The organism is Sulfuriferula nivalis (genome assembly GCF_009937995.1).
Taxonomy (GTDB): domain Bacteria; phylum Pseudomonadota; class Gammaproteobacteria; order Burkholderiales; family Sulfuriferulaceae; genus Sulfuriferula; species Sulfuriferula nivalis.
The window spans coordinates 503,532-522,689 of record NZ_AP021881.1 but is presented as its reverse complement, the minus strand read 5'-3'; the positions used below and the strand labels follow the sequence as shown (position 1 = coordinate 522,689).

Annotated in this window: 20 protein-coding genes; 12 read left to right on the top strand and 8 right to left on the bottom strand. The window is 49.9% G+C overall.

The genetic code is table 11. From position 1 onward, the window contains the following. Positions 1-2: 2 nt before the first annotated feature. From SFSGTM_RS02760 to gatC, 5 genes are read right to left on the bottom strand one after another with little or no spacing between them, the layout of a single operon-like run. Entirely contained in the window at positions 3-263 is a 261-nt protein-coding gene (locus tag SFSGTM_RS02760; RefSeq protein ID WP_162083825.1) for a hypothetical protein, read from the bottom strand. A 45-nt stretch (positions 264-308) separates the two neighbouring features. Further along, a complete protein-coding gene (locus SFSGTM_RS02755; RefSeq protein ID WP_162083824.1) occupies positions 309-803 on the bottom strand; it encodes a hypothetical protein in 495 nt (164 codons plus the stop codon). A 50-nt stretch (positions 804-853) separates the two neighbouring features. Next, positions 854-2,284, bottom strand: a complete 1,431-nt coding sequence (gene gatB / locus SFSGTM_RS02750) for an Asp-tRNA(Asn)/Glu-tRNA(Gln) amidotransferase subunit GatB (RefSeq protein ID WP_162083823.1) — start codon at positions 2,282-2,284, stop codon at positions 854-856. A 23-nt stretch (positions 2,285-2,307) separates the two neighbouring features. After that, positions 2,308-3,762 carry an Asp-tRNA(Asn)/Glu-tRNA(Gln) amidotransferase subunit GatA gene (gene gatA / locus SFSGTM_RS02745; protein ID WP_162083822.1) on the bottom strand — a complete coding sequence of 485 codons (1,455 nt, stop codon included), beginning with the start codon at positions 3,760-3,762 and terminating at the stop codon, positions 2,308-2,310. Between the two features lies 1 nt (position 3,763). After that, positions 3,764-4,051: an Asp-tRNA(Asn)/Glu-tRNA(Gln) amidotransferase subunit GatC gene (gatC, locus tag SFSGTM_RS02740; RefSeq protein ID WP_162083821.1), complete on the bottom strand. Its 288-nt coding sequence runs from the start codon at positions 4,049-4,051 to the stop codon at positions 3,764-3,766. A gap of 120 nt (positions 4,052-4,171) precedes the next feature. Here gatC and SFSGTM_RS02735 point away from each other — a divergent pair, with 120 nt between their 5' ends. The 11 genes from SFSGTM_RS02735 to SFSGTM_RS02685 all read left to right on the top strand — a co-directional run bounded on the left by SFSGTM_RS02735 (position 4,172) and on the right by SFSGTM_RS02685 (position 14,146). Continuing rightward, positions 4,172-5,215, top strand: a complete 1,044-nt coding sequence (locus SFSGTM_RS02735; RefSeq protein ID WP_162083820.1) for a rod shape-determining protein — start codon at positions 4,172-4,174, stop codon at positions 5,213-5,215. Positions 5,216-5,224: 9 nt separating this feature from the next. Further along, positions 5,225-6,103: a rod shape-determining protein MreC gene (gene mreC / locus SFSGTM_RS02730; protein ID WP_269780077.1), complete on the top strand. Its 879-nt coding sequence runs from the start codon at positions 5,225-5,227 to the stop codon at positions 6,101-6,103. Further along, positions 6,103-6,621 (top strand): rod shape-determining protein MreD, encoded by a 519-nt coding sequence (gene mreD, locus SFSGTM_RS02725; RefSeq protein WP_162083818.1) that lies wholly within the window; start codon positions 6,103-6,105, stop codon positions 6,619-6,621. Before mreC ends, mreD begins: the two co-directional genes overlap by 1 nt. Next, positions 6,618-8,528: a penicillin-binding protein 2 gene (gene mrdA, locus SFSGTM_RS02720; RefSeq protein ID WP_162083817.1), complete on the top strand. Its 1,911-nt coding sequence runs from the start codon at positions 6,618-6,620 to the stop codon at positions 8,526-8,528. The genes mreD and mrdA overlap by 4 nt, the downstream gene beginning before the upstream one ends. Beyond that, positions 8,518-9,615, top strand: a complete 1,098-nt coding sequence (gene rodA, locus SFSGTM_RS02715; RefSeq protein WP_162083816.1) for a rod shape-determining protein RodA — start codon at positions 8,518-8,520, stop codon at positions 9,613-9,615. The genes mrdA and rodA overlap by 11 nt, the downstream gene beginning before the upstream one ends. Then, positions 9,612-10,448, top strand: coding sequence for a septal ring lytic transglycosylase RlpA family protein (locus SFSGTM_RS02710; RefSeq protein ID WP_162083815.1), 837 nt, complete (start codon positions 9,612-9,614; stop codon positions 10,446-10,448). The genes rodA and SFSGTM_RS02710 overlap by 4 nt, the downstream gene beginning before the upstream one ends. Before the next feature lie 21 nt (positions 10,449-10,469). Next, the gene (locus tag SFSGTM_RS02705) at positions 10,470-11,600 is read left to right on the top strand and encodes a D-alanyl-D-alanine carboxypeptidase family protein (protein ID WP_162083814.1); all 1,131 of its coding nucleotides are present in this window, start codon (positions 10,470-10,472) and stop codon (positions 11,598-11,600) included. Positions 11,601-11,609: 9 nt separating this feature from the next. Continuing rightward, positions 11,610-11,885, top strand: a complete 276-nt coding sequence (locus SFSGTM_RS02700; RefSeq protein ID WP_162083813.1) for an HP0495 family protein — start codon at positions 11,610-11,612, stop codon at positions 11,883-11,885. Beyond that, positions 11,886-12,497: a lipoyl(octanoyl) transferase LipB gene (gene lipB, locus SFSGTM_RS02695; protein WP_162083812.1), complete on the top strand. Its 612-nt coding sequence runs from the start codon at positions 11,886-11,888 to the stop codon at positions 12,495-12,497. Positions 12,498-12,499: 2 nt separating this feature from the next. After that, positions 12,500-13,426, top strand: coding sequence for a lipoyl synthase (gene lipA, locus SFSGTM_RS02690; protein WP_162083811.1), 927 nt, complete (start codon positions 12,500-12,502; stop codon positions 13,424-13,426). 72 nt (positions 13,427-13,498) lie between these two features. Next, complete coding sequence (locus SFSGTM_RS02685) at positions 13,499-14,146, top strand: winged helix-turn-helix domain-containing protein (RefSeq protein WP_162083810.1); 648 nt, start codon at positions 13,499-13,501, stop codon at positions 14,144-14,146. A 496-nt stretch (positions 14,147-14,642) separates the two neighbouring features. Here SFSGTM_RS02685 and SFSGTM_RS02680 read toward each other — a convergent pair whose 3' ends face one another. After that, positions 14,643-15,692 (bottom strand): IS110 family RNA-guided transposase, encoded by a 1,050-nt coding sequence (locus tag SFSGTM_RS02680; RefSeq protein ID WP_162086179.1) that lies wholly within the window; start codon positions 15,690-15,692, stop codon positions 14,643-14,645. Between the two features lie 345 nt (positions 15,693-16,037). On the opposite strand from SFSGTM_RS02680, the gene SFSGTM_RS02675 reads away from it, so the two are divergent. Beyond that, entirely contained in the window at positions 16,038-16,979 is a 942-nt protein-coding gene (locus tag SFSGTM_RS02675) for a bestrophin family protein (RefSeq protein ID WP_162083809.1), read from the top strand. 5 nt (positions 16,980-16,984) lie between these two features. On the opposite strand, the gene SFSGTM_RS02670 is transcribed toward SFSGTM_RS02675, so the two are convergent. After that, positions 16,985-17,926 carry an alpha/beta hydrolase family protein gene (locus SFSGTM_RS02670; RefSeq protein WP_162083808.1) on the bottom strand — a complete coding sequence of 314 codons (942 nt, stop codon included), beginning with the start codon at positions 17,924-17,926 and terminating at the stop codon, positions 16,985-16,987. Positions 17,927-17,936: 10 nt separating this feature from the next. Then, entirely contained in the window at positions 17,937-19,157 is a 1,221-nt protein-coding gene (locus tag SFSGTM_RS02665) for a DUF1501 domain-containing protein (RefSeq protein WP_162083807.1), read from the bottom strand. Position 19,158 lies beyond the last annotated feature (1 nt).

Here is a 19,158-nt window from a genome sequence, read left to right as displayed (position 1 = left end):
CGCTATTTGAGCAGCCCCAACAATGGCGCATAATCTTGCTTGTTGCTGACAACAAATCGCTTAATGGGAACATGAATCACTTCTTGCAAACTATTAATCGCCTCCACAGGCAAGTTCAACATAGCCTGTCTGAGCGGTTCAGCATAGCTTGAAGCAAGTTTATCGTGAATTAACAAAGTCAAATCAGGTGTGGCCGCCAATGGGTACCACAACTCATATTCACCTGTCGCAATTAACATATTCGCCTTTTCGCTACGTAACACAGCTGCCTGCACAACTTTTTGCTGCAACAAATAAACAACGGCATCTTACGTTTTAACTATTTCCAGCATATTTGCAGGCACTAACTTATGCTGCGCAACCAAGTCCGCCCCCATGGCCCCAAGCCATGATTCTGCTTCAGTCATTCCTATGCGCGTAACTAATTGACCTTTACGTCTAATGAGAGCACCCGATGACATATCCTGAATACGCACTAAAGGCTGATAACCATGCTGCATTGCGTACGCCGCAATCACAGGCGGCACTAACAAAGCATCGACAGCATTATCATCAATTGTTTTACGCAACAATGCGAAACTACGAAAGGGTTCGGTATAAACCTTTTTGCTGATTTTTTTCGTCAGCACTTCAGTCATCGCATGCGTGCTTGACTGAAATACATACACAGGAACTTCTTCCGCCCCTGTGCCAGGAAAAACAGCGATAGTTAAATTAGATGTTGATGACAACAGAGCGTAAGCTGGATAACTAACAGCAAAGCTGGCGATGGACAATGATTGCAAAAACAAGCGTCTATTCATAACTCCCCCACTTAATTATTCATTGTATTCGCCAAAAATCCGAACTGAATTTAAGCCAGCATGCGTAACAATATTTCATTCAATTGCTGCGGATTAGCCTTACCTTTCATCGCTTTCATTGCCTGGCCTATCAAATATCCCAGCATTTTTTCCTTACCCGCACGATATTCAGCGACCTGATTTGGGTTGTCAGCCAGTACCTGCGCCACAACGGCTTCGATTGCGCCGCTGTCAGAAACCTGTTTTAAGCCACGCGCCTCGATAATTTCGTCGACACCACCTTCAGCCTGCCACAACGCTTCAAATACTTCTTTTGCCAGTTTGCCCGACAACGTACCGTCGCTAATACGACGCACCAGCATCGCAAGCTGGGCCGCGCTGACAGGACTTTGCTCTATAGTTAATTCAGCCCGATTCAATGCAGCAGACAACTCGCCCATCATCCAGTTCGCACAAATTTTCGCTTCACCACCAGCCGCACCCACCGCAGCCTCAAAATAACTTGCCATGGCTTTGGTGCTGGTTAACACCGCTGCATCATAGGCAGAAATCGCGTATTCACCGACAAAGCGCTCACGCATAGCAGCCGGCAATTCAGGCATGGCAGCGCGAGTGCGCGCTATCCATTCCTCGGAAATCACCAGTGGCAATAAATCAGGATCAGGGAAATAACGATAATCATGTGCGTCTTCTTTAGAACGCATGGTACGGGTTTCATCGCGATCAGGATCATACAAACGCGTTTCCTGACGTATGGTGCCACCGTCTTCGTTAATTTCAATCTGGCGGCGTGCTTCGTACTCAATCGCACGTTCCATAAAGCGGAACGAGTTCAGATTCTTAATCTCGCAGCGCGTACCCAATTCAATCGAACCTTTAGGTCGAACTGAAACGTTAGCATCGCAACGGAAGCTGCCTTCCTGCATATTGCCATCACATATCCCCAGCCATACCACCAGACTATGCAAAGCCTTGGCATAGGCCACAGCTTCAGCCGAGCCACGCATATCAGGTTCAGATACAATTTCCAGCAACGGTGTACCAGCACGATTCAAATCGATACCAGTCATACCATGAAAATCACCGTGGATAGATTTACCCGCATCTTCTTCCAGGTGTGCGCGCGTGATACGTATGACTTTCTCGACATCACCGACCTGTATGGTCAAATGTCCGCCCTCAACCACAGGCAGCTCCATCTGGCTGATTTGATAGCCCTTGGGCAAGTCAGGATAAAAATAATTTTTACGTGCGAATACTGAACGACGGCTGATATTGGCATTGATCGCCAACCCCAGCTGTATCGCACGTTCTACCGCGCCTTTATTCAGCACTGGCAACACACCGGGCAGCGCAATATCCACCGCACTGGCTTGCGTATTAGGTTCAGCACCGAACGCGGTGCTGGAACCCGAAAAAATTTTAGACTGTGTAGACAGCTGAGTATGAACTTCCAACCCAACGACAATTTCCCATTGCATATTCGTGACCTTCCGCTAGCGGATTAAATGTTATCGGGCATACGTGTATGCCAATCCGTTGCCAATTGATATTGATGCGCAACACCCAGCATCTTGGCTTCGCTAAAATAATTGCCAATAATCTGCAAACCTACAGGGCGGCCATTACTGCCCAGACCACACGGAACGGACATACCAGGCAGACCTGCCAGATTCACTGCGATGGTATATATATCAGACAAGTACATCGCTACCGGATCATCCGCTTTTTCACCAAAATTAAACGCGGTGCTCGGCGCTGTTGGTCCCATGATGATGTCGCACTGCTGAAAAGCCGCTTCAAAATCTTGCGCGATTAAGCGGCGAATTTTCTGCGCCTGCATGTAATAAGCATCGTAATAACCATGTGATAACACGTACGTGCCTATCATAATGCGACGTTTAACCTCAGTACCAAAACCTTGCGCACGAGATTTCTCATACATGTCGGTCAGATCACCATATTCAGGCGCACGATAACCATAACGCACGCCGTCAAAGCGCGATAAGTTAGTTGATGCTTCAGCAGGCGCCAAAACGTAATAAACAGGAATAGACAATTTGGTATTCGGCAACGAAATATCCACCGTCACCGCACCCAGCTTACGGTATTCGTGCAAAGCCGCTTCTACACTTGCCGCCACATCCGCGCTCAAACCTTCAGCAAAATATTCACGTGGCAAACCAATACGCAAGCCTGCTAGCGGCTGCTGTAAATCACGTGTGTAATCTTCAACTGGACGTTCCAGACTGGTCGAGTCACGCGCATCGAAACCGGCCATCACATTCATCAGCAATGCGCAGTCTTCAGCTGATTTTGCCATCGGCCCAGCCTGATCCAGGCTGGATGCAAACGCAATCATGCCGTATCGTGACACCACGCCGTAAGTTGGCTTCAGACCAGTAATTCCGGTCAACGCAGCAGGTTGACGTATAGAACCGCCAGTATCCGTACCCGTTGCAGCAGGTGCTAGCCGCGCAGCAACCGCCGCGGCTGAGCCACCAGAAGAACCGCCAGGCACAGCCGATGCATCCCACGGGTTGTTCACCGCACCAAAATACGAAGTTTCGTTGGATGAGCCCATGGCAAATTCGTCCATATTGGTTTTACCCAGACTTACCGTACCCGCTGTTTTGAATTGGCTAATAACGTGGGCATCATAAGGCGCGATGAAATTTTCCAGCATCTTTGAGCCGCAGGTGGTACGCCAGCCGTCTGCGCAAAAAATATCCTTATGCGCAACCGGAATGCCCGTCAATGCACCAGCTTGACCCGCAGCAATGCGCGCATCAGCGGCGCGTGCATCAGCCAGACTCATGTCTGCATTAAGCGTCACAAACGCATTCAATGCAGGATTGAGTTTAGCGATACGATCCAAATATATTTGCGTCAATTCAACGCTGGAAATTTTCTTGTCAGCAAGCAGACCTGCGAGCTGACTTAAACTGGCATTTATCATTTTATTCTATTACCTGAGGAACCAAATACAGGCCACCCGCAACTTGTGGTGCAATCGCCTGGAACTTGTCACGCTGATTAGACTCTGTCACTACGTCATCTCGCAGACGCTGACTCAGGTCTTGCGCATGAGACATAGGCTCGATACCTGTGGTATCGACTGCTTGCATTTCAGCAATCAAACCAAATATACCATTGAGGTGTTGTTGATAGGTCGCCGCTTCTTCATCGTTGACCGCAATGCGGGCGAGTGTAGCGACACGTTTTACATCTTGCAGTGTTAGCGACATAGTACAAAATCTTCACAGGAAACAAGCCTATTAGAGTATCATATTACGTTTATGCAAGGCTACATATACCATGTCGGTATCGTAGCAAGTTCACACTCAACCTAAGCGAAAACCATCATTATGTTCGGATCATTACGCGGTTATTTTTCTACCGATTTAGCTATCGATTTAGGCACTGCCAACACACTAATTTATGTGCGCGGCAAAGGCATTGTCCTTGACGAACCCTCAGTTGTCGCTATCCGCCAGGACGCGAATAGCGCAAAGAAGACTATCCAGGCTGTCGGTCTGGAAGCGAAAAACATGCTCGGTCGCACACCTGGCAACATCACTGCAATACGCCCGATGAAAGACGGCGTGATTGCTGATTTCACCATCACCGAGCAAATGCTCAAGTACTTCATCAAAAAAATCCATGACACGCGTATGTTCCACCCGAGTCCGCGCATTATCATTTGCGTACCGTGTGGCTCTACCCAGGTAGAACGTCGTGCTATTCGCGAATCAGCTATCGGCGCGGGTGCGCGTCAGGTGTACCTGATTGAAGAACCAATGGCCGCCGCGATTGGTGCTGACCTGCCTGTGGCAGAGGCAACGGGCTCCATGGTGGTTGACATTGGTGGCGGCACAACTGAAGTTGGTGTTATCTCATTAGGCGGTATTGTTTACGCCAGTTCAGTGCGTGTAGGCGGCGACAAATTTGACGAAGCCATCATCAACTACATCCGCCGCAACTACGGCATGCTCATCGGTGAAGCCACTGCCGAAGCTATCAAAAAAGGCATCGGCTCCGCTTTCCCAGGCTCAGCAGTACAAGAAATGGAAGTCAAAGGTCGCAACCTCGCTGAAGGCATCCCGCGCAGCTTCACCATTTCCAGTAATGAAATACTGGAAGCGCTCACCGATCCACTGAATAACATCGTCAGCGCAGTCAAATCCGCGCTAGAACAAACCCCACCAGAACTCGGCGCAGACATTGCCGAAAAAGGCATGGTGCTCACAGGCGGTGGTGCACTACTACGTGATCTGGATCGCTTGCTCATGGAAGAAACTGGCCTGCCAGTCATTGTTGCAGAAGATCCGTTAACGTGCGTGGTACGTGGATCTGGTCGCGCACTGGAAGAAATGGACAAATTGCACAGTGTATTTGCACAGGATTCCTGATCTTAAACCATGTCCGAGCGTCACCCCCACATAACTCTGTTCCCGCACGGCATCAGTGCGGGGGCACGGTTAATGATTTATATTTTACTCAGTATAGCTATTATCATTGCTGATGTACGTTATCACGCGCTGAATCTGTTCCGCTCAAGTATGAACAGCCTGATTTATCCCATATCAGAAGTGGTGCAAACCCCTTACCTGACTTATGAAAAAGTGAGCGGCTTTTTTATCAAACATGCTCAATTACAGCAAGAAAATGCCGCCCTGCAGCAACGTTTTATCAATTACAGTGCGGCACTGCAACGTTATCAGGAACTGGAACAAGAAAATCAACACTTACGCGCACTGCTAGGCGCTCAAAGCCGCACTCCATTACACACCCAGCTCGCGGAAATCATTGCCATTCCACGCGACCCCTATTTACGCCAGTTCACCATCAATCAAGGAAGTGAGCAAGGCGTACAGCCAGGCACTGCCGTTATCGATGAGCGCGGCCTACTGGGACAAATCACACAAGTTTATAGCCATACCAGCGATGTCACCTTACTCATCAACAGCGAACAATCTGTTCCAGTTGCTGTCCAGCGAACGGGGCAACGTGCGGTTCTGTTTGGCACAGGCATAGACGACACAGTAGAAATCCGCTACTTGCCACACAGTACCGATGTGCGTGCAGGCGATTTAATCATTACCTCGGGGATAGACGGTGTATACCCTTCAGGCCTGGCGGTGGCTAAAGTCACTCAAATCGACCTCAGTACCAGCCGCGCTTTTGCACATATCATTTGCAAACCTGTCGCGGCCATAGATCGTAACCGTCAGGTATTGATTATTGCCCCAAAAACCACCAACGACAAAACCAGCAATAAAGCTTCGGACAAACCCTGATGTCATTTACTCAACCTAAAGGCACCAGCATACAGATATCACATAGTGGACACGTCATCACGATCAGCCTGATACTCGCACTGGCGTTCAATTTGCTACCGTGGTCTGTAGATTATTTATGGTTGCGACCTGATTTTTTGTTACTCGTCTTGTTATTCTGGCTGATATATCAACCTGCACGTGTCGGACTGGGTGCAGCGTGGGCATTGGGACTGTTAGTTGATTTGACCGACGGCAGCATACTTGGGCAACATGCACTGGCTTATGCAGTCACAACCTTTGCCCTCATGTTATTACAACGCCGCATGTTTAACTTCCCCCCGTGGCAACAAACCATACATATCGCAGGATTGTTATTAATAGAACAATCGATGAGCGTCGTTGTTGCGACCTTCGTGGGTGACAGTTTCCACGCATTGCAATATTTTTCTGCCATTTTGACAGGTGCTTTATGCTGGATCCCATTATGGACGGTCTTGCACAGCCAACGCACGCCAGATGCTAAAAATCCACAATGAACGAACCCACAGAAATCAAATACTATCAGGTCGAACTGACTGATTTCAGGCATCGCGTCATGATAGCCGCGGGATTCGTGGTGGTACTGTTTTTAATATTATTAGCGCGTTTTTTCTATGTACAGGTACTGGAACACGACCGCTATTTCGCCTTAGCCGAAAGCAATCGCATTTCCATCGCCCCGACCACACCTAACCGCGGAATTATCTTTGATCGCCACGGCGTTATCATGGCGCACAACTATTCGGCCTATACACTGGAACTCACACCCAGCAAGATCAAGGACCTGTCTGCCACCATAGACGAACTTGCCAAACTGGTTGATATCACCCCTGTCAATCGCAAACATTTTGCCAAACTGCTCGCTGAAAGCCATAACTTCGAGACTTTTCCGTTACGCACACGACTCACTGACGAAGAAGTCGCGCGCGTTGCAGCCAATCGTTACCGTTTCCCGGGCGTCGAAGTTAAAGCACGACTATTCCGTCAATATCCGCTGAACAACTCGGCTTCTCACCTGATTGGGTATATTGGCCGTATTAACGATGAGGATCTGGAGAAATTAAAAGCAGACAATAATTACAATAACTACCGTGGTACCGACCATATAGGCAAAACCGGCATAGAACAAAGTTTTGAATCTGTCCTCCATGGCACCACGGGCGCAGAACAGATAGAAACCGATGCAGGCGGCCACGCCGTGCGTACCTTGTCACACACTAATCCGATATCGGGTGACAATCTGGTATTAAATATAGATAGCAAATTACAAGCCATTGCAGAGCAGGCATTCGGCCAGTACCGTGGCGCACTGGTTGCACTGGATCCAAAAACTGGCGGCGTACTCGCCTTTGTCAGCAACCCTGGATTTGACCCTAACTTATTTGTTGACGGCATAGACAGCACCAACTGGAACGAGCTGAATACTTCACCCGACCGCCCTTTACTTAACCGTGCCTTACGTGGCGCATACCCGGAAGGCTCCACCATCAAACCATTTATGGCACTGGCAGGGCTGCATTACGGCGTACGCACACCTAACGACACCATATCGGATCCAGGTTATTTCATGCTTCCCAACAGCACTCACCTCTACCGTGACTGGAAACCGAACGGGCATGGCTCCGTCAACATGCACCTGTCCATCGTACAATCGTGTGACACCTACTACTACCGACTAGCCAATGATCTGGGCATAGACCGCATGCACGCCTATCTCTCACAATTTGGCTTCGGACAAAAAACCGGCATAGACATGGACGGCGAACTAGCTGGCGTGCTGCCATCCCGCGAATGGAAAGCCAAACACTCAAGACAACCCTGGTATCCGGGTGAAACGGTGATTGCAGGCATAGGTCAAGGTTACAATTTAGCCACGCCCTTGCAACTGGCTGTCGCTACCGCGGCTATTGCCAATGGCGGCATCACCTATAAACCCCAATTGGTTTCAGCCATCATCGACAGCCGTACCGGACAACGCCGCAACATTGCGCCCGAAGTTATCGCTGACGCCCACATTCCACCAGAACAACTCAAAACCGTCGTTGATGCCATGATAGACGTGACCCGTCCCGGCGGCACAGCCGCGGTTGCCAGCGCAGGTGCGCCCTATCTGATTGCCGCCAAGACAGGAACAGCTCAAGTCGTTGGCATACGCCAAAATGAGAAATACCACGCAGGCAATATGCAGGCCGAACACAGGGATCACGCTTTATTTATTGCATTTGCGCCTGCCGACGCACCTAAAATTGCGATTGCAGTACTGGTCGAAAATGGTGGTCACGGTGGTGTGACCGCTGCGCCCATTGCACGTGCAGTGATGGACTATTATTTGCTCGGAAAACTGCCTAAAAGCATGAGCAACGCCACTGCTAGCGATGCTGGAGGGAGTGTCAATGCGGATTAAAGCCCAACTTTTCAAATATGCCAGCCACCTGGATTACACCATGTTGCTGTTGTTATTTACCCTGATGTTGCTCAGCCTGTTTTTACAATACAGTGCCGCAGGTGAAGACAGCAGCAAACTGCTTGCCCACGGCATCAACATGCTCGTCGCGCTGATCATTATGATCATCGTCGCCAATGTACCGCCACAATACTTACTTGCCCTCGCTGTCCCACTCTATACCACAGGTGTGGTATTACTGATTGGCGTTGCCTTGTTTGGTGATGTGGTCAACGGCTCTCGCCGCTGGCTGCACCTCGGCGTGACTCGCATCCAGCCATCCGAAATTATGAAAATCGCCATGCCACTCATGCTCGCCTGGTATTTCCACTATCATGAAGCCACACTGAAACTCAAAGATTACGGTATAGCAGCTTTACTGCTTGCCATTCCTGTTGCCCTTGTTGCGAAACAGCCCGATCTTGGCACCGCATTGTTAATCAGTGCATCCGGATTTTACGTACTGTTTTTTGCAGGTCTCCCCTGGCGTGTAATGGTAGCCATGGCTATCGCCGCTGGTGCCAGCATGCCGGTACTCTGGCATTTTTTACACGATTACCAAAAAAACCGCATCCTCACTTTACTCGATCCAACTCAGGATCCGTTAGGCGCTGGATATCACATCATCCAGTCCACCATCGCCATCGGCTCTGGGGGTACCTTTGGAAAAGGCTGGTTGCATGGCACACAATCACACCTGGATTTCCTCCCCGAACATACCACTGATTTTGTGTTTGCCGTTTACGGTGAAGAGTTTGGACTGTTAGGTAACATCCTGCTGTTGATACTCTACCTGGCTATTATTATGCGCGGGCTGCAAATTGCGGCTAACGCGCCTACGCTATTTTCCCGCCTGATGGCAGGCAGCATAACATTGGCTTTTTTCACTTATGCTTTTGTAAATATGGGCATGGTCTCTGGCATACTTCCCGTAGTCGGCGTACCCTTACCAATGATGAGTTATGGTGGCACCGCGATGGTTATCGTGATGCTGGGCTTTGGTATTTTAATGAGCGTCAGTACCCACAGGAAACTACTCAAATCATGAACAAAATACTCATTTTATTCATCATTATCAGTTTGGCCGGCTGTGCCAGCGCACCCAAACGTCCACTGCCGTCAGAACCCAGCAGCACTATCGCGCACACCAAGAAATCTGGCGGTTATTATATGGACGATGGCCCAGGCGATAACCCGCCAGCCAACCTTGATGCCATTCCCGATGCCATCCCCAAAATAGAACCCTTGCACAAATATGCAAATCGACCCTATGTAACCCTGGGTGAATCCTACACCCCTCTTACTGAAATCAGCACTTATCAGGCGCAAGGTATTGCCTCCTGGTATGGCAAAAAATTCAATGGCAAACCCACATCATCAGGCGAACCGTATGACATGTACGGCATGAGTGCCGCCCACCTGACGCTGCCCATTCCCAGCTACGCGCGTGTCAAATCACTCACCACCGGCAAATCCGTCATCGTTCGTATTAATGACAGAGGTCCTTTTCACAGCAAACGCATCATCGACCTGTCCTACACCGCCGCATACAAACTCGGCATAGTCCAGGGTGGCAGCGGCATGGTAGAAGTCACTGCGATCACACCTGCTGAAATAAGCCAGGGGCGCGACATTCCTGCCACTACCACAGGCATATTTTTACAACTAGGCAGCTTCAGTAATCGTGACAATGCCGAAAAACTCCTCGCCCGAGCCAGTACCCAGCTTAGCAAGAGCAATGCTGCGCTGGTGATATTAACCAAACAAGATCACTACCGTGTCGCTCTCGGACCATACGAAGATGACGACAGCGCCAAAATCGCAGCGCAAGAAATTGAATCCCGCATGAACTTAAAACCCATACGCACTGTCATTGAATAAACCGTTTACCAATATCACCCCATGAAAAAAATTATTGCATTTGTACTACTCTTTTTATCGACACTCAGTTTTGCTGCCGAATTACCCATGGCTCCACCGCCGGAACTGGCTGCCAAAGCATGGTTACTGATGGATGCAAACAGTGGTCAGGTTTTAGTTGAAAAGGATGCTGACCGTCGCATCGAACCCGCCTCACTGACCAAACTGATGAGCGCCTATTTAAGCTTTGCCGCCATTAAACAAGGGCGACTGAAGCTCTCAGACACCGTCCCGGTTTCAGACAAAGCCTGGAAAACAGAAGGCTCACGCATGTTCATAGAGCCGAACAAACCCGTCACCGTGGATGAATTGCTGCATGGCATGATAGTCCAGTCAGGCAATGATGCCACCATAGCACTAGCTGAAAGCATAGGTGGCAATGAGGCCGGCTTTGTCACCATGATGAACAAGGAAGCTCAGCGTCTGGGCATGACTCACACCCACTTTGTGACAGCCACGGGCTTACCCGACCCGCAACACTATACCACCGCACGTGATTTAAGCCTGATAGCGACTGCCATCATCCGTGATTATCCGGAATTCCATCCGCTGTATTCAATTAAGGAATATCGTTATAACAACATTACCCAACCCAACCGCAATCGCTTGTTGTGGAGCGACCCATCCGTAGACGGAATGAAAACAGGTCATACCGAAAGCGCCGGATATTGCCTGATCGCCTCAGCACATCGCGGCACTCGACGCTTACTTTCAGTCGTACTGGGTGCAAATTCAGACGCGCTGCGTGCGGCAGAAAGCCAACGCCTGCTGAACTACGGCTTCCAATTTTATGACAGCGCAAAGCTCTATAACCATGACCAGACCGTCGCTTCCCTAAAAGTCTGGAAAGGCAGCCAAAGCCTGATTAAGGCAGGTTTCACCAGCGATTTATATGTCAGCATCCCACGTGGCCGCAGCAAAGATTTAAAAACCACACTCACCACGCGTCAGCCACTATTGGCACCATTGAGCCGTGGTCAAAACATAGGCACACTTAAAATCAGCCTCGACAATAAAGTGCTTACCCAATTCCCCGTAGTGGCACTAGAAAATGTCAGCGTCGCCAGCTTTATCGGCCGCGCCTGGGACAGCATGATGCTGAAATTTAAATAAGGAAATATCATGAGCGAAATCAAACCTGAAGACAGCCTCATCGAGTACCCCACTGATTTCCCATTGAAAATCATGGGGGCAACCCATCCTGAATTTCAGGCAACCATAGCCAACGTCGTACTCGAACACGCACCCGATTTTGAGCCCGCAACCATAGAGTGCCGTCCGAGCACAGCAGGCAATTACCTCAGCCTGACTTGCACCATACGCGCCCAAAATCGTGAACAGCTGGATAATCTGTACCGCGCTTTGACCTCGCATCACATGGTCAAAATGGTGCTGTAATTGCAAGATATAACCATACGCAAACTTGGTCGTGTAGATTACCTGCCAACATGGCAAGCCATGCAGGATTTCACCGCCCAGCGTGGCGCTGATACAGTGGATGAAATATGGCTGCTGGAACACCCACCTGTCTACACATTGGGACAGGCAGGCAAACCTGAGCATCTGCTCAACGCCACCAACATACCGCTCATCAACATAGACCGTGGTGGACAAATCACTTACCACGGCCCCGGACAACTCGTCGCTTATCTGCTGATAGACATCAAACGCCGGGGCTATGGCGTACGTGATCTAGTGCAGCGTATGGAACAAGTCATTATCGACCTGTTAGCCAGTTACAACCTGATCGCGCAACGCCGCGAAAATGCACCCGGCGTATACGTAAACGATGCCAAAATCGCCGCACTGGGCTTACGCATCAAACATGGTTGCAGTTATCACGGTCTGGCGCTCAATGTCGATATGGACATGCGCCCCTTTGCCAACATCAATCCCTGTGGCTATCAAGGCATGGCGGTTACCCAATTACGCGATTTAAGTGCTAATATCGACCTCAATCTGCTCAATGCGCAATTGCGCGAGCTACTCATACACCACATCAGCATATAAACATGGCCGACATCAAACTCCACAAAGGCGAAGCGAAAACCGCCCGCATCCCGATTAAAATCGTTCCACAGGAACGCCTAAAAATGCCGTCGTGGATACGTGCCAAGTCGCCGAATTCGCCTGAAGTCATTGCGCTCAAAGCCATATTGCGCGAGCAAAAATTGCACACTGTCTGCGAAGAAGCCTCCTGCCCCAACCTCGGCGAGTGCTTCAAACATGGCACGGCCACCTTCATGATACTGGGCGACCTGTGTACACGCCGCTGCCCATTCTGCGACGTCGGTCACGGTAAACCTTTGCCGCCAGATGCTGACGAACCTGCTCACCTCGGACAAACCATCGCAGCGATGAAACTCAAATACGTCGTCATCACCAGCGTGGACAGAGACGACTTACGTGACGGCGGCGCTCAGCATTTCGCCGACTGCATCAGCGCAGTCCGCAGCGCGTCACCCAATACTCGCATCGAAGTCCTCGTACCCGACTTCCGTGGACGCCTGGACATCGCGCTGGACATCCTCGGTAGCGCCCCACCCGACGTCATGAACCACAACATGGAAACCGTACCGCGCCTGTACAAAGCCGCCCGTCCCGGTGCCGATTACGACCACTCCCTGCAATTACTAAAAGATTTCAAAGCCCGCCACCCAGACATCCCCACCAAATCCGGCATCATGGTCGGACTGGGTGAAACTGACGAAGAAGTGCTGGCGCTAATGCAAGACCTGCGCGCGCATGACGTGGATATGTTAACAATAGGCCAATACCTGCAACCGTCCGCACATCACATCCCGCTCACCCGCTATGTCACGCCAGAACAGTTTTTAGTATTTGAAACTGCCGCAATGGCAATGGGGTTCAAACATGCAGCGTGTGGCCCTATGGTGCGTAGTAGCTACCATGCGGATCAGCAGGCGATGGGGGTTTGATACAAATAGTAAACTTAAAAGAAACGCATCCTTTCTTCTAAGGATACAGTACCGACCTACTTAGGAAAGCAAATGTCATTTCCCAGCTACAAAGAAATAGAAATTCCACTTCTTTTAAATATATATAAAAAAGGCGGAAAGGTTAGCTCTTCATCATGTTACGAGCCACTAGCAAAAATTTTCAATCTAACGAATGAAGAAACGATGCGATTACTATCGGACGGAACGAACCGTCCACAATGGAACAATATGGTGCAATGGGCCAGAAAAGTACTCGTAGATTACAAATATCTTCACAATGCCAAAAAATCAGGTAATGGTGTATGGGAATTAACTGAACTCGGAATAAAAAAAGCAGAAGCTCTAGCTGCAAAAATAGATATCAATTATCCAGATGATGTTTCAGATACTTTCTTCGAAGGTGCGGTAAGACAGATAAATGTTAATAAGTATGAAAGAAGCAAAACTGCGAGAGATAAATGCATAGATCATTATGGTCACAAATGCAGCGTATGTGATATGGACTTCGAAAATATATATGGTGAAATTGGGCTAGATTTTATTCATGTTCACCACATCACGCCAATATCTAAAATTGGCAAACTATATGAGTTAGACCCAGTAAAAGATTTACGGCCAATATGCCCCAATTGTCATTCCATGCTTCACAGGAGAACACCCCCATTTACTATTGAAGAACTAAAAAAATTAATGCGGTGAGAGAAAGTCAGCGAGGAACAATGGGGTCAATTCTAACATTCACGCAAGTTGCATGTTTTGGTAAGCCGGGACTGCCCGACGGCAAGTTACTTTCTCTTGCTTGCCCAAGAGAAAATAAGCTAAGAGAAGGGCACCCCGCTGTGCCAGTCCTGCGGACTTCCCACGTAGCGGCTAACAAAGTGGGCGGCTGCGGAACTCGGCCTGCGGTCTCAGACATACATGGACGCTCCCAGTTATGCCAAGCTTTCAATCGATGATGATAGAAAGGTAAAGATTGCAGCCATACATCCGGACTTTAGGTGAAGCTTTTGCTTCTGTCCCTGATGGAATCCGCTGAGTAGAACCTTATAGTCCTGCGCACTCGAAGTGCCTTGTCTGAGGCAGGTTACGCCACTCACGGTCTGACCTGTCTAACCATCACATCATGATTGCCTGAGCAATCTGTGGAACTTACACTTTGAACCTGCTATTTCAACTATAGTGCCCTGATACCCTCTTAGTCTGAAGATGTCACAGCCCAATTGCCTGTCGTAACATAACCAGGTTGGAATGACTGTTCACGCACCAGCAGTGCCCAGATGATCCGTGCATTCTTGTTGGCCAACGCCACCGACGCTACATTCCTGTTTCGCCTTGCCAACAACTTACGCAGCCAGTTATCACCATCCATCCGCGTTTCTGCAACCCGGATCACCGACCGCGCACCATGAATCAGCAAAGTTCGCAGATACGCATCACCCCGTTTGCTAATCCCCAACAGTGTTGGCTTGCCCCCGCTTGAGTGTTGCCTGGGTACCAAACCCAACCATGCAGCCAACTGGCGACCATTGTTAAACTCTCTTGCATTGCCAATAGTTGCCACGATCGCGCTCGCTGTGATCGGGCCAATGCCAGGAATAGATTCCAGCTTCCGACTGGCATCGCTCTCACGGTGCCACCGCTGAATCTGTATTTCCAATTCTGCAACCAGTGTGTCCAGCCCCTTCAGATGCTCAGTCAATCCGCGCATGAGATTGCGCATCACACCTGGCAAACCGTTTTCCTCATCTTCCAGTATTGATGGCATTTTCTTCATGATAGAGCGAATGCCTTGCGGGATTACAATGCCAAATTCAGCGAGCAATCCGCGTATCTGATTGGCTAGTGCGGTTCGGCTTTTTACAAATCCGGCACGCGCACGATGGATCGATAGCACCCCCTGTTGCTCGATATTTTTCACAGCAACATAGCGCATGTTGGGTCGTGCTACTGCTTCACAAATGGCTTCAGCATCAGCCATATCGTTCTTGTTGGTTTTGACATATGGCTTCACAAATTGTGGTGCCATCAACTTTACAACATGACCGAACTGGCTTAGTTTTCTGGCCCAGTGATGTGCGCTGCCGCAGGCTTCCATGCCGATCAGACAGGGTGCTAGCTTGGCAAAGAATACTGTCATCTCTGATCGATTAAGCCGTTTACGCAAGATCGCCTTGCCATGTTCATCTACACCGTGAATCTGAAATACAGTCTTTGCCAAATCAATTCCAATCGTCGTAATCTTCATAGTGGACACTCCTTTCTGGTTGCGTGGTGATTGTGCAATCACTACTTTGGCACCGAGATGCCATTTTAGGAAGGGAGCGTCCATTACATTAGTCCTCGCCGACGGTTCCCGACTTTATCGACGTTACGTGGTGGTGCAGAAGGGGGGTGTCCCAAGCTTAATGCTTTGCAGGAAAGCGAATATCAGGCCTTAAATTTGGCGGTCATTTACTCTCTCAGCAGTTCAATCACAACATCTAGTGCAATGAGCAACAATGTCTTAAGACACCACTTCCTCAAGCATCACCCCCGTTTTGCTATAAACTAGCAGCAGTAATTACATACACACAGCACACGAGGTTTAACGATGATAGTACGAGGCCGCCCTTCAGGCTTGCAATTGTTTTTTGTCTTGCGCGGCTCAATTTTGCGGCAGATTTGGAAGGTGCTGCTGGTCAATATCATCATTGCTATCCTGGTGACGATCAACCACGGTGATCTATTTGCCCTCAAGATCACATTGACTGCTATCCCGTTTACCCTGATAGGTTTGCCGCTGGCTATTTTCCTTGGCTTTCGCAATAACGCGGCTTATGACCGCTACTGGGAAGGTCGTAAACGCTGGGGGGATATCGTGGTGGACAGCCAGAATCTGGCCAGACAATGCATGAACCTGATCAAGCACAGCGAACCACTACAATTGACACGTGGGCTGGACGATATGCGCATACGCATGATTTATCGCACTATCGCTTATGTACATGCACTGCGCCACCTGTTACGCAACACCGATGCGCGTGATGAGGTACGACTGCTACTCACGGCAAATGAATGGGCAAAGGTGGGTACGGTGGCAAACTTCCCCAATTACTTGCTCAATCAAATGGCACAAGACCTGCGTACCAGCCTGGATGAGAACCGCATAGAACCCTGCCTGGCGGCAAATATTGATACTACTTTAACCAGTTTCTTGAGCGCAGCCGCTGCCTGTGAACGTATCAAAAGCACGCCGATACCATTTTCGTACACCTTGATGTTGCACAGAACCGCCTATTTATATTGCTTTCTGCTGCCTTTTGGTCTGGTTGACAGCCTTGGCTTCATGACACCATTTGTGGTCGGGATAGTCGCTTACACTTTCTTTGGACTGGATGCCTTAGGTGACGAGATCGAAGAACCATTTGGGGATTCACCGAATGATCTGGCATTAAGCGCAATCTGTCGCAACATAGAAATCAATATGCGCGACGCACTCGGTGAACAGCACGATTTAAAACCGTTGCAGCCCGTAAATTACTGCCTGATGTGACCACATCACTTGTTTTGCAGATGGTCGTCCCGTTCCAGCAATGCGCTCGCAGCTTTGCTGCTTAGCCAAGAACGGGCGGTCTTGTCCCCGCGCAAATAGGCATCCCAAAAAGCGGTACTAAAAGCCAGTATCACCTGATGAAAACTATGGGCACGACCTGCGTCACCGGTATTTGCAACTCGGTCACCAAAACTCGCATGCTGTGCATCGGCCAGTACCAGTTCATACTTATCGCCCGCTGCTAAAGCTGGGTAAACACTCAAGCGCGAAGCCACATCTATGCTACCGATGGGTGACACATCCTTGCTTCCTGTCATCAATAACCACGGCAGATGTACATTGGCGAATGCCGTATCACCATCCCCAGCCCGCGGTGCACTGGGACTGAGTATTACTGCTGCCTTGATACGTGAATCGCTCATATCCTGTTTGCCCAACATTTCGCCACTGACCATTTGCGTGGTGACCGCGCCGAATGAATGTCCAGACATGCCGATATGCTGCATATCCAGCCGACCAGCCAGCATATCCCCCGGCGTCTGTTGCCAGCGTGTGAGTTGATCCAGCACAGCTTTGACATCACCTATGCGCAGTAGCAAGTTTTCCCCATTCGCAGCTTCCCGTAACGCCCGCATACGTTGCATGGCTGGCACTGACTGCCACACCGCAGCATCACTTCCCGCATGTTGCAGCATCACCACTACGTAACCGTGCTCGGCCCAGTGTTGTGCCAGATAGGTTGAACCCTCACGTGAACCGCCCAAGCCATGGCTGAACAGCACCACTGGTTCAGGTTGTCGCATAGCCCGCAAATAAATACGCACAGGAATATCCCGATTACGTTTATCGTCGTGCACCACTCTATCCTGCACCGACACTGGTTCTGCCGCCTGTACGCTGACATTAGCCACTACCAGCAACAGCCACAATATGTTTAGCAGTCTCATCTTGCTACCTTTATACGATTAACTGTAAGTGGCTATTTATCTGCCCCATATCGGGAAAAACCTTATTCAACTGCGCATCACTCAATTGCAGATGACGTTCTGCAACTTGACTTAATACCGCACGAAAATCCGTGGTGACGGGCAAATCACGTTGCTCATGCAAATGCGCATCGTCCAGCCCTTGCCAATCGCCCGCTACATGTCCGCCATTAACACGCCCTCCCAGCAGCCACATGACATTGCCGTGGCCGTGGTCAGTCCCGTTATTGCCATTTTGCTTGGCAGTGCGTCCAAACTCGGACATTACCACTATCGTTGTATCATCAAACAGATCGCCCAAACCCTGCGCCAAATTTGCCAACCCCTGCCCCAGCGGTTGCAGGTGATTTGCCAGCTGCCCTTGTGCAGCGCCTTGATTGATATGGGTATCCCAGCCACCCAAGTCCATGAATACCAGTTGCACATTACTATCATTACGCATCAGTTTAGCGAGGCGCGCCGCATCCTGCGGGAACCCGTTCGGCATTGCTGCGCCACCATTGGCTGCGGTCATTTCCTTATCCATCGCACCCATCACTTCCTGCCGTGTGTCCTGCGATTCCTGATAGAGCTGCGCCAGCTTGCTGTTACCTTGGTACAACTGCGCAAATGCGCTATTCACCTGCGGTCTGTCCAGCGCGGTCTGACGCAAAGCGCCAGCCCCGGCAGCCATATTGCCTACGGGAGCACTGCCCATAAAAATCCGTGGCATTACCGTACCCAGGCTCATCCCACGGGTTGGTGTAGTCGCACCCGGCAAGACTCCCAGCAGCCGATTCATCCAGCCATCAGCAGTCGATTTACGTCCCGGCGTGCCTGACTCCATATAGTCCTGTGCATCAAAATGTGAACGGGTCGGATCGGGCGAGCCTGACGCGTGTACGAACGCCAGTTTTTTTTGCTGCCATAAAGGTTGCAGTGCGCTCAATGCAGGATGCAGCCCGAAATAGCCATCCAGATCCCACACGCCTTCGGCTATATTCGGACGCGGAATGGCGATACTGTCGCGCAGCTGATAATAGTTGTTGTCGGCATAAGGAACGACCACACTTAAACCATCTACCGCACCACGCAACATGATAACGATCAATTTACGCTGTGTCGGCACAGGCGTACGCAACGCCCACGCCGAAGAACCGACAGCCACCATACCCATGCCTAACAACCCTGCCAGAAATTCTCTGCGCTGCATG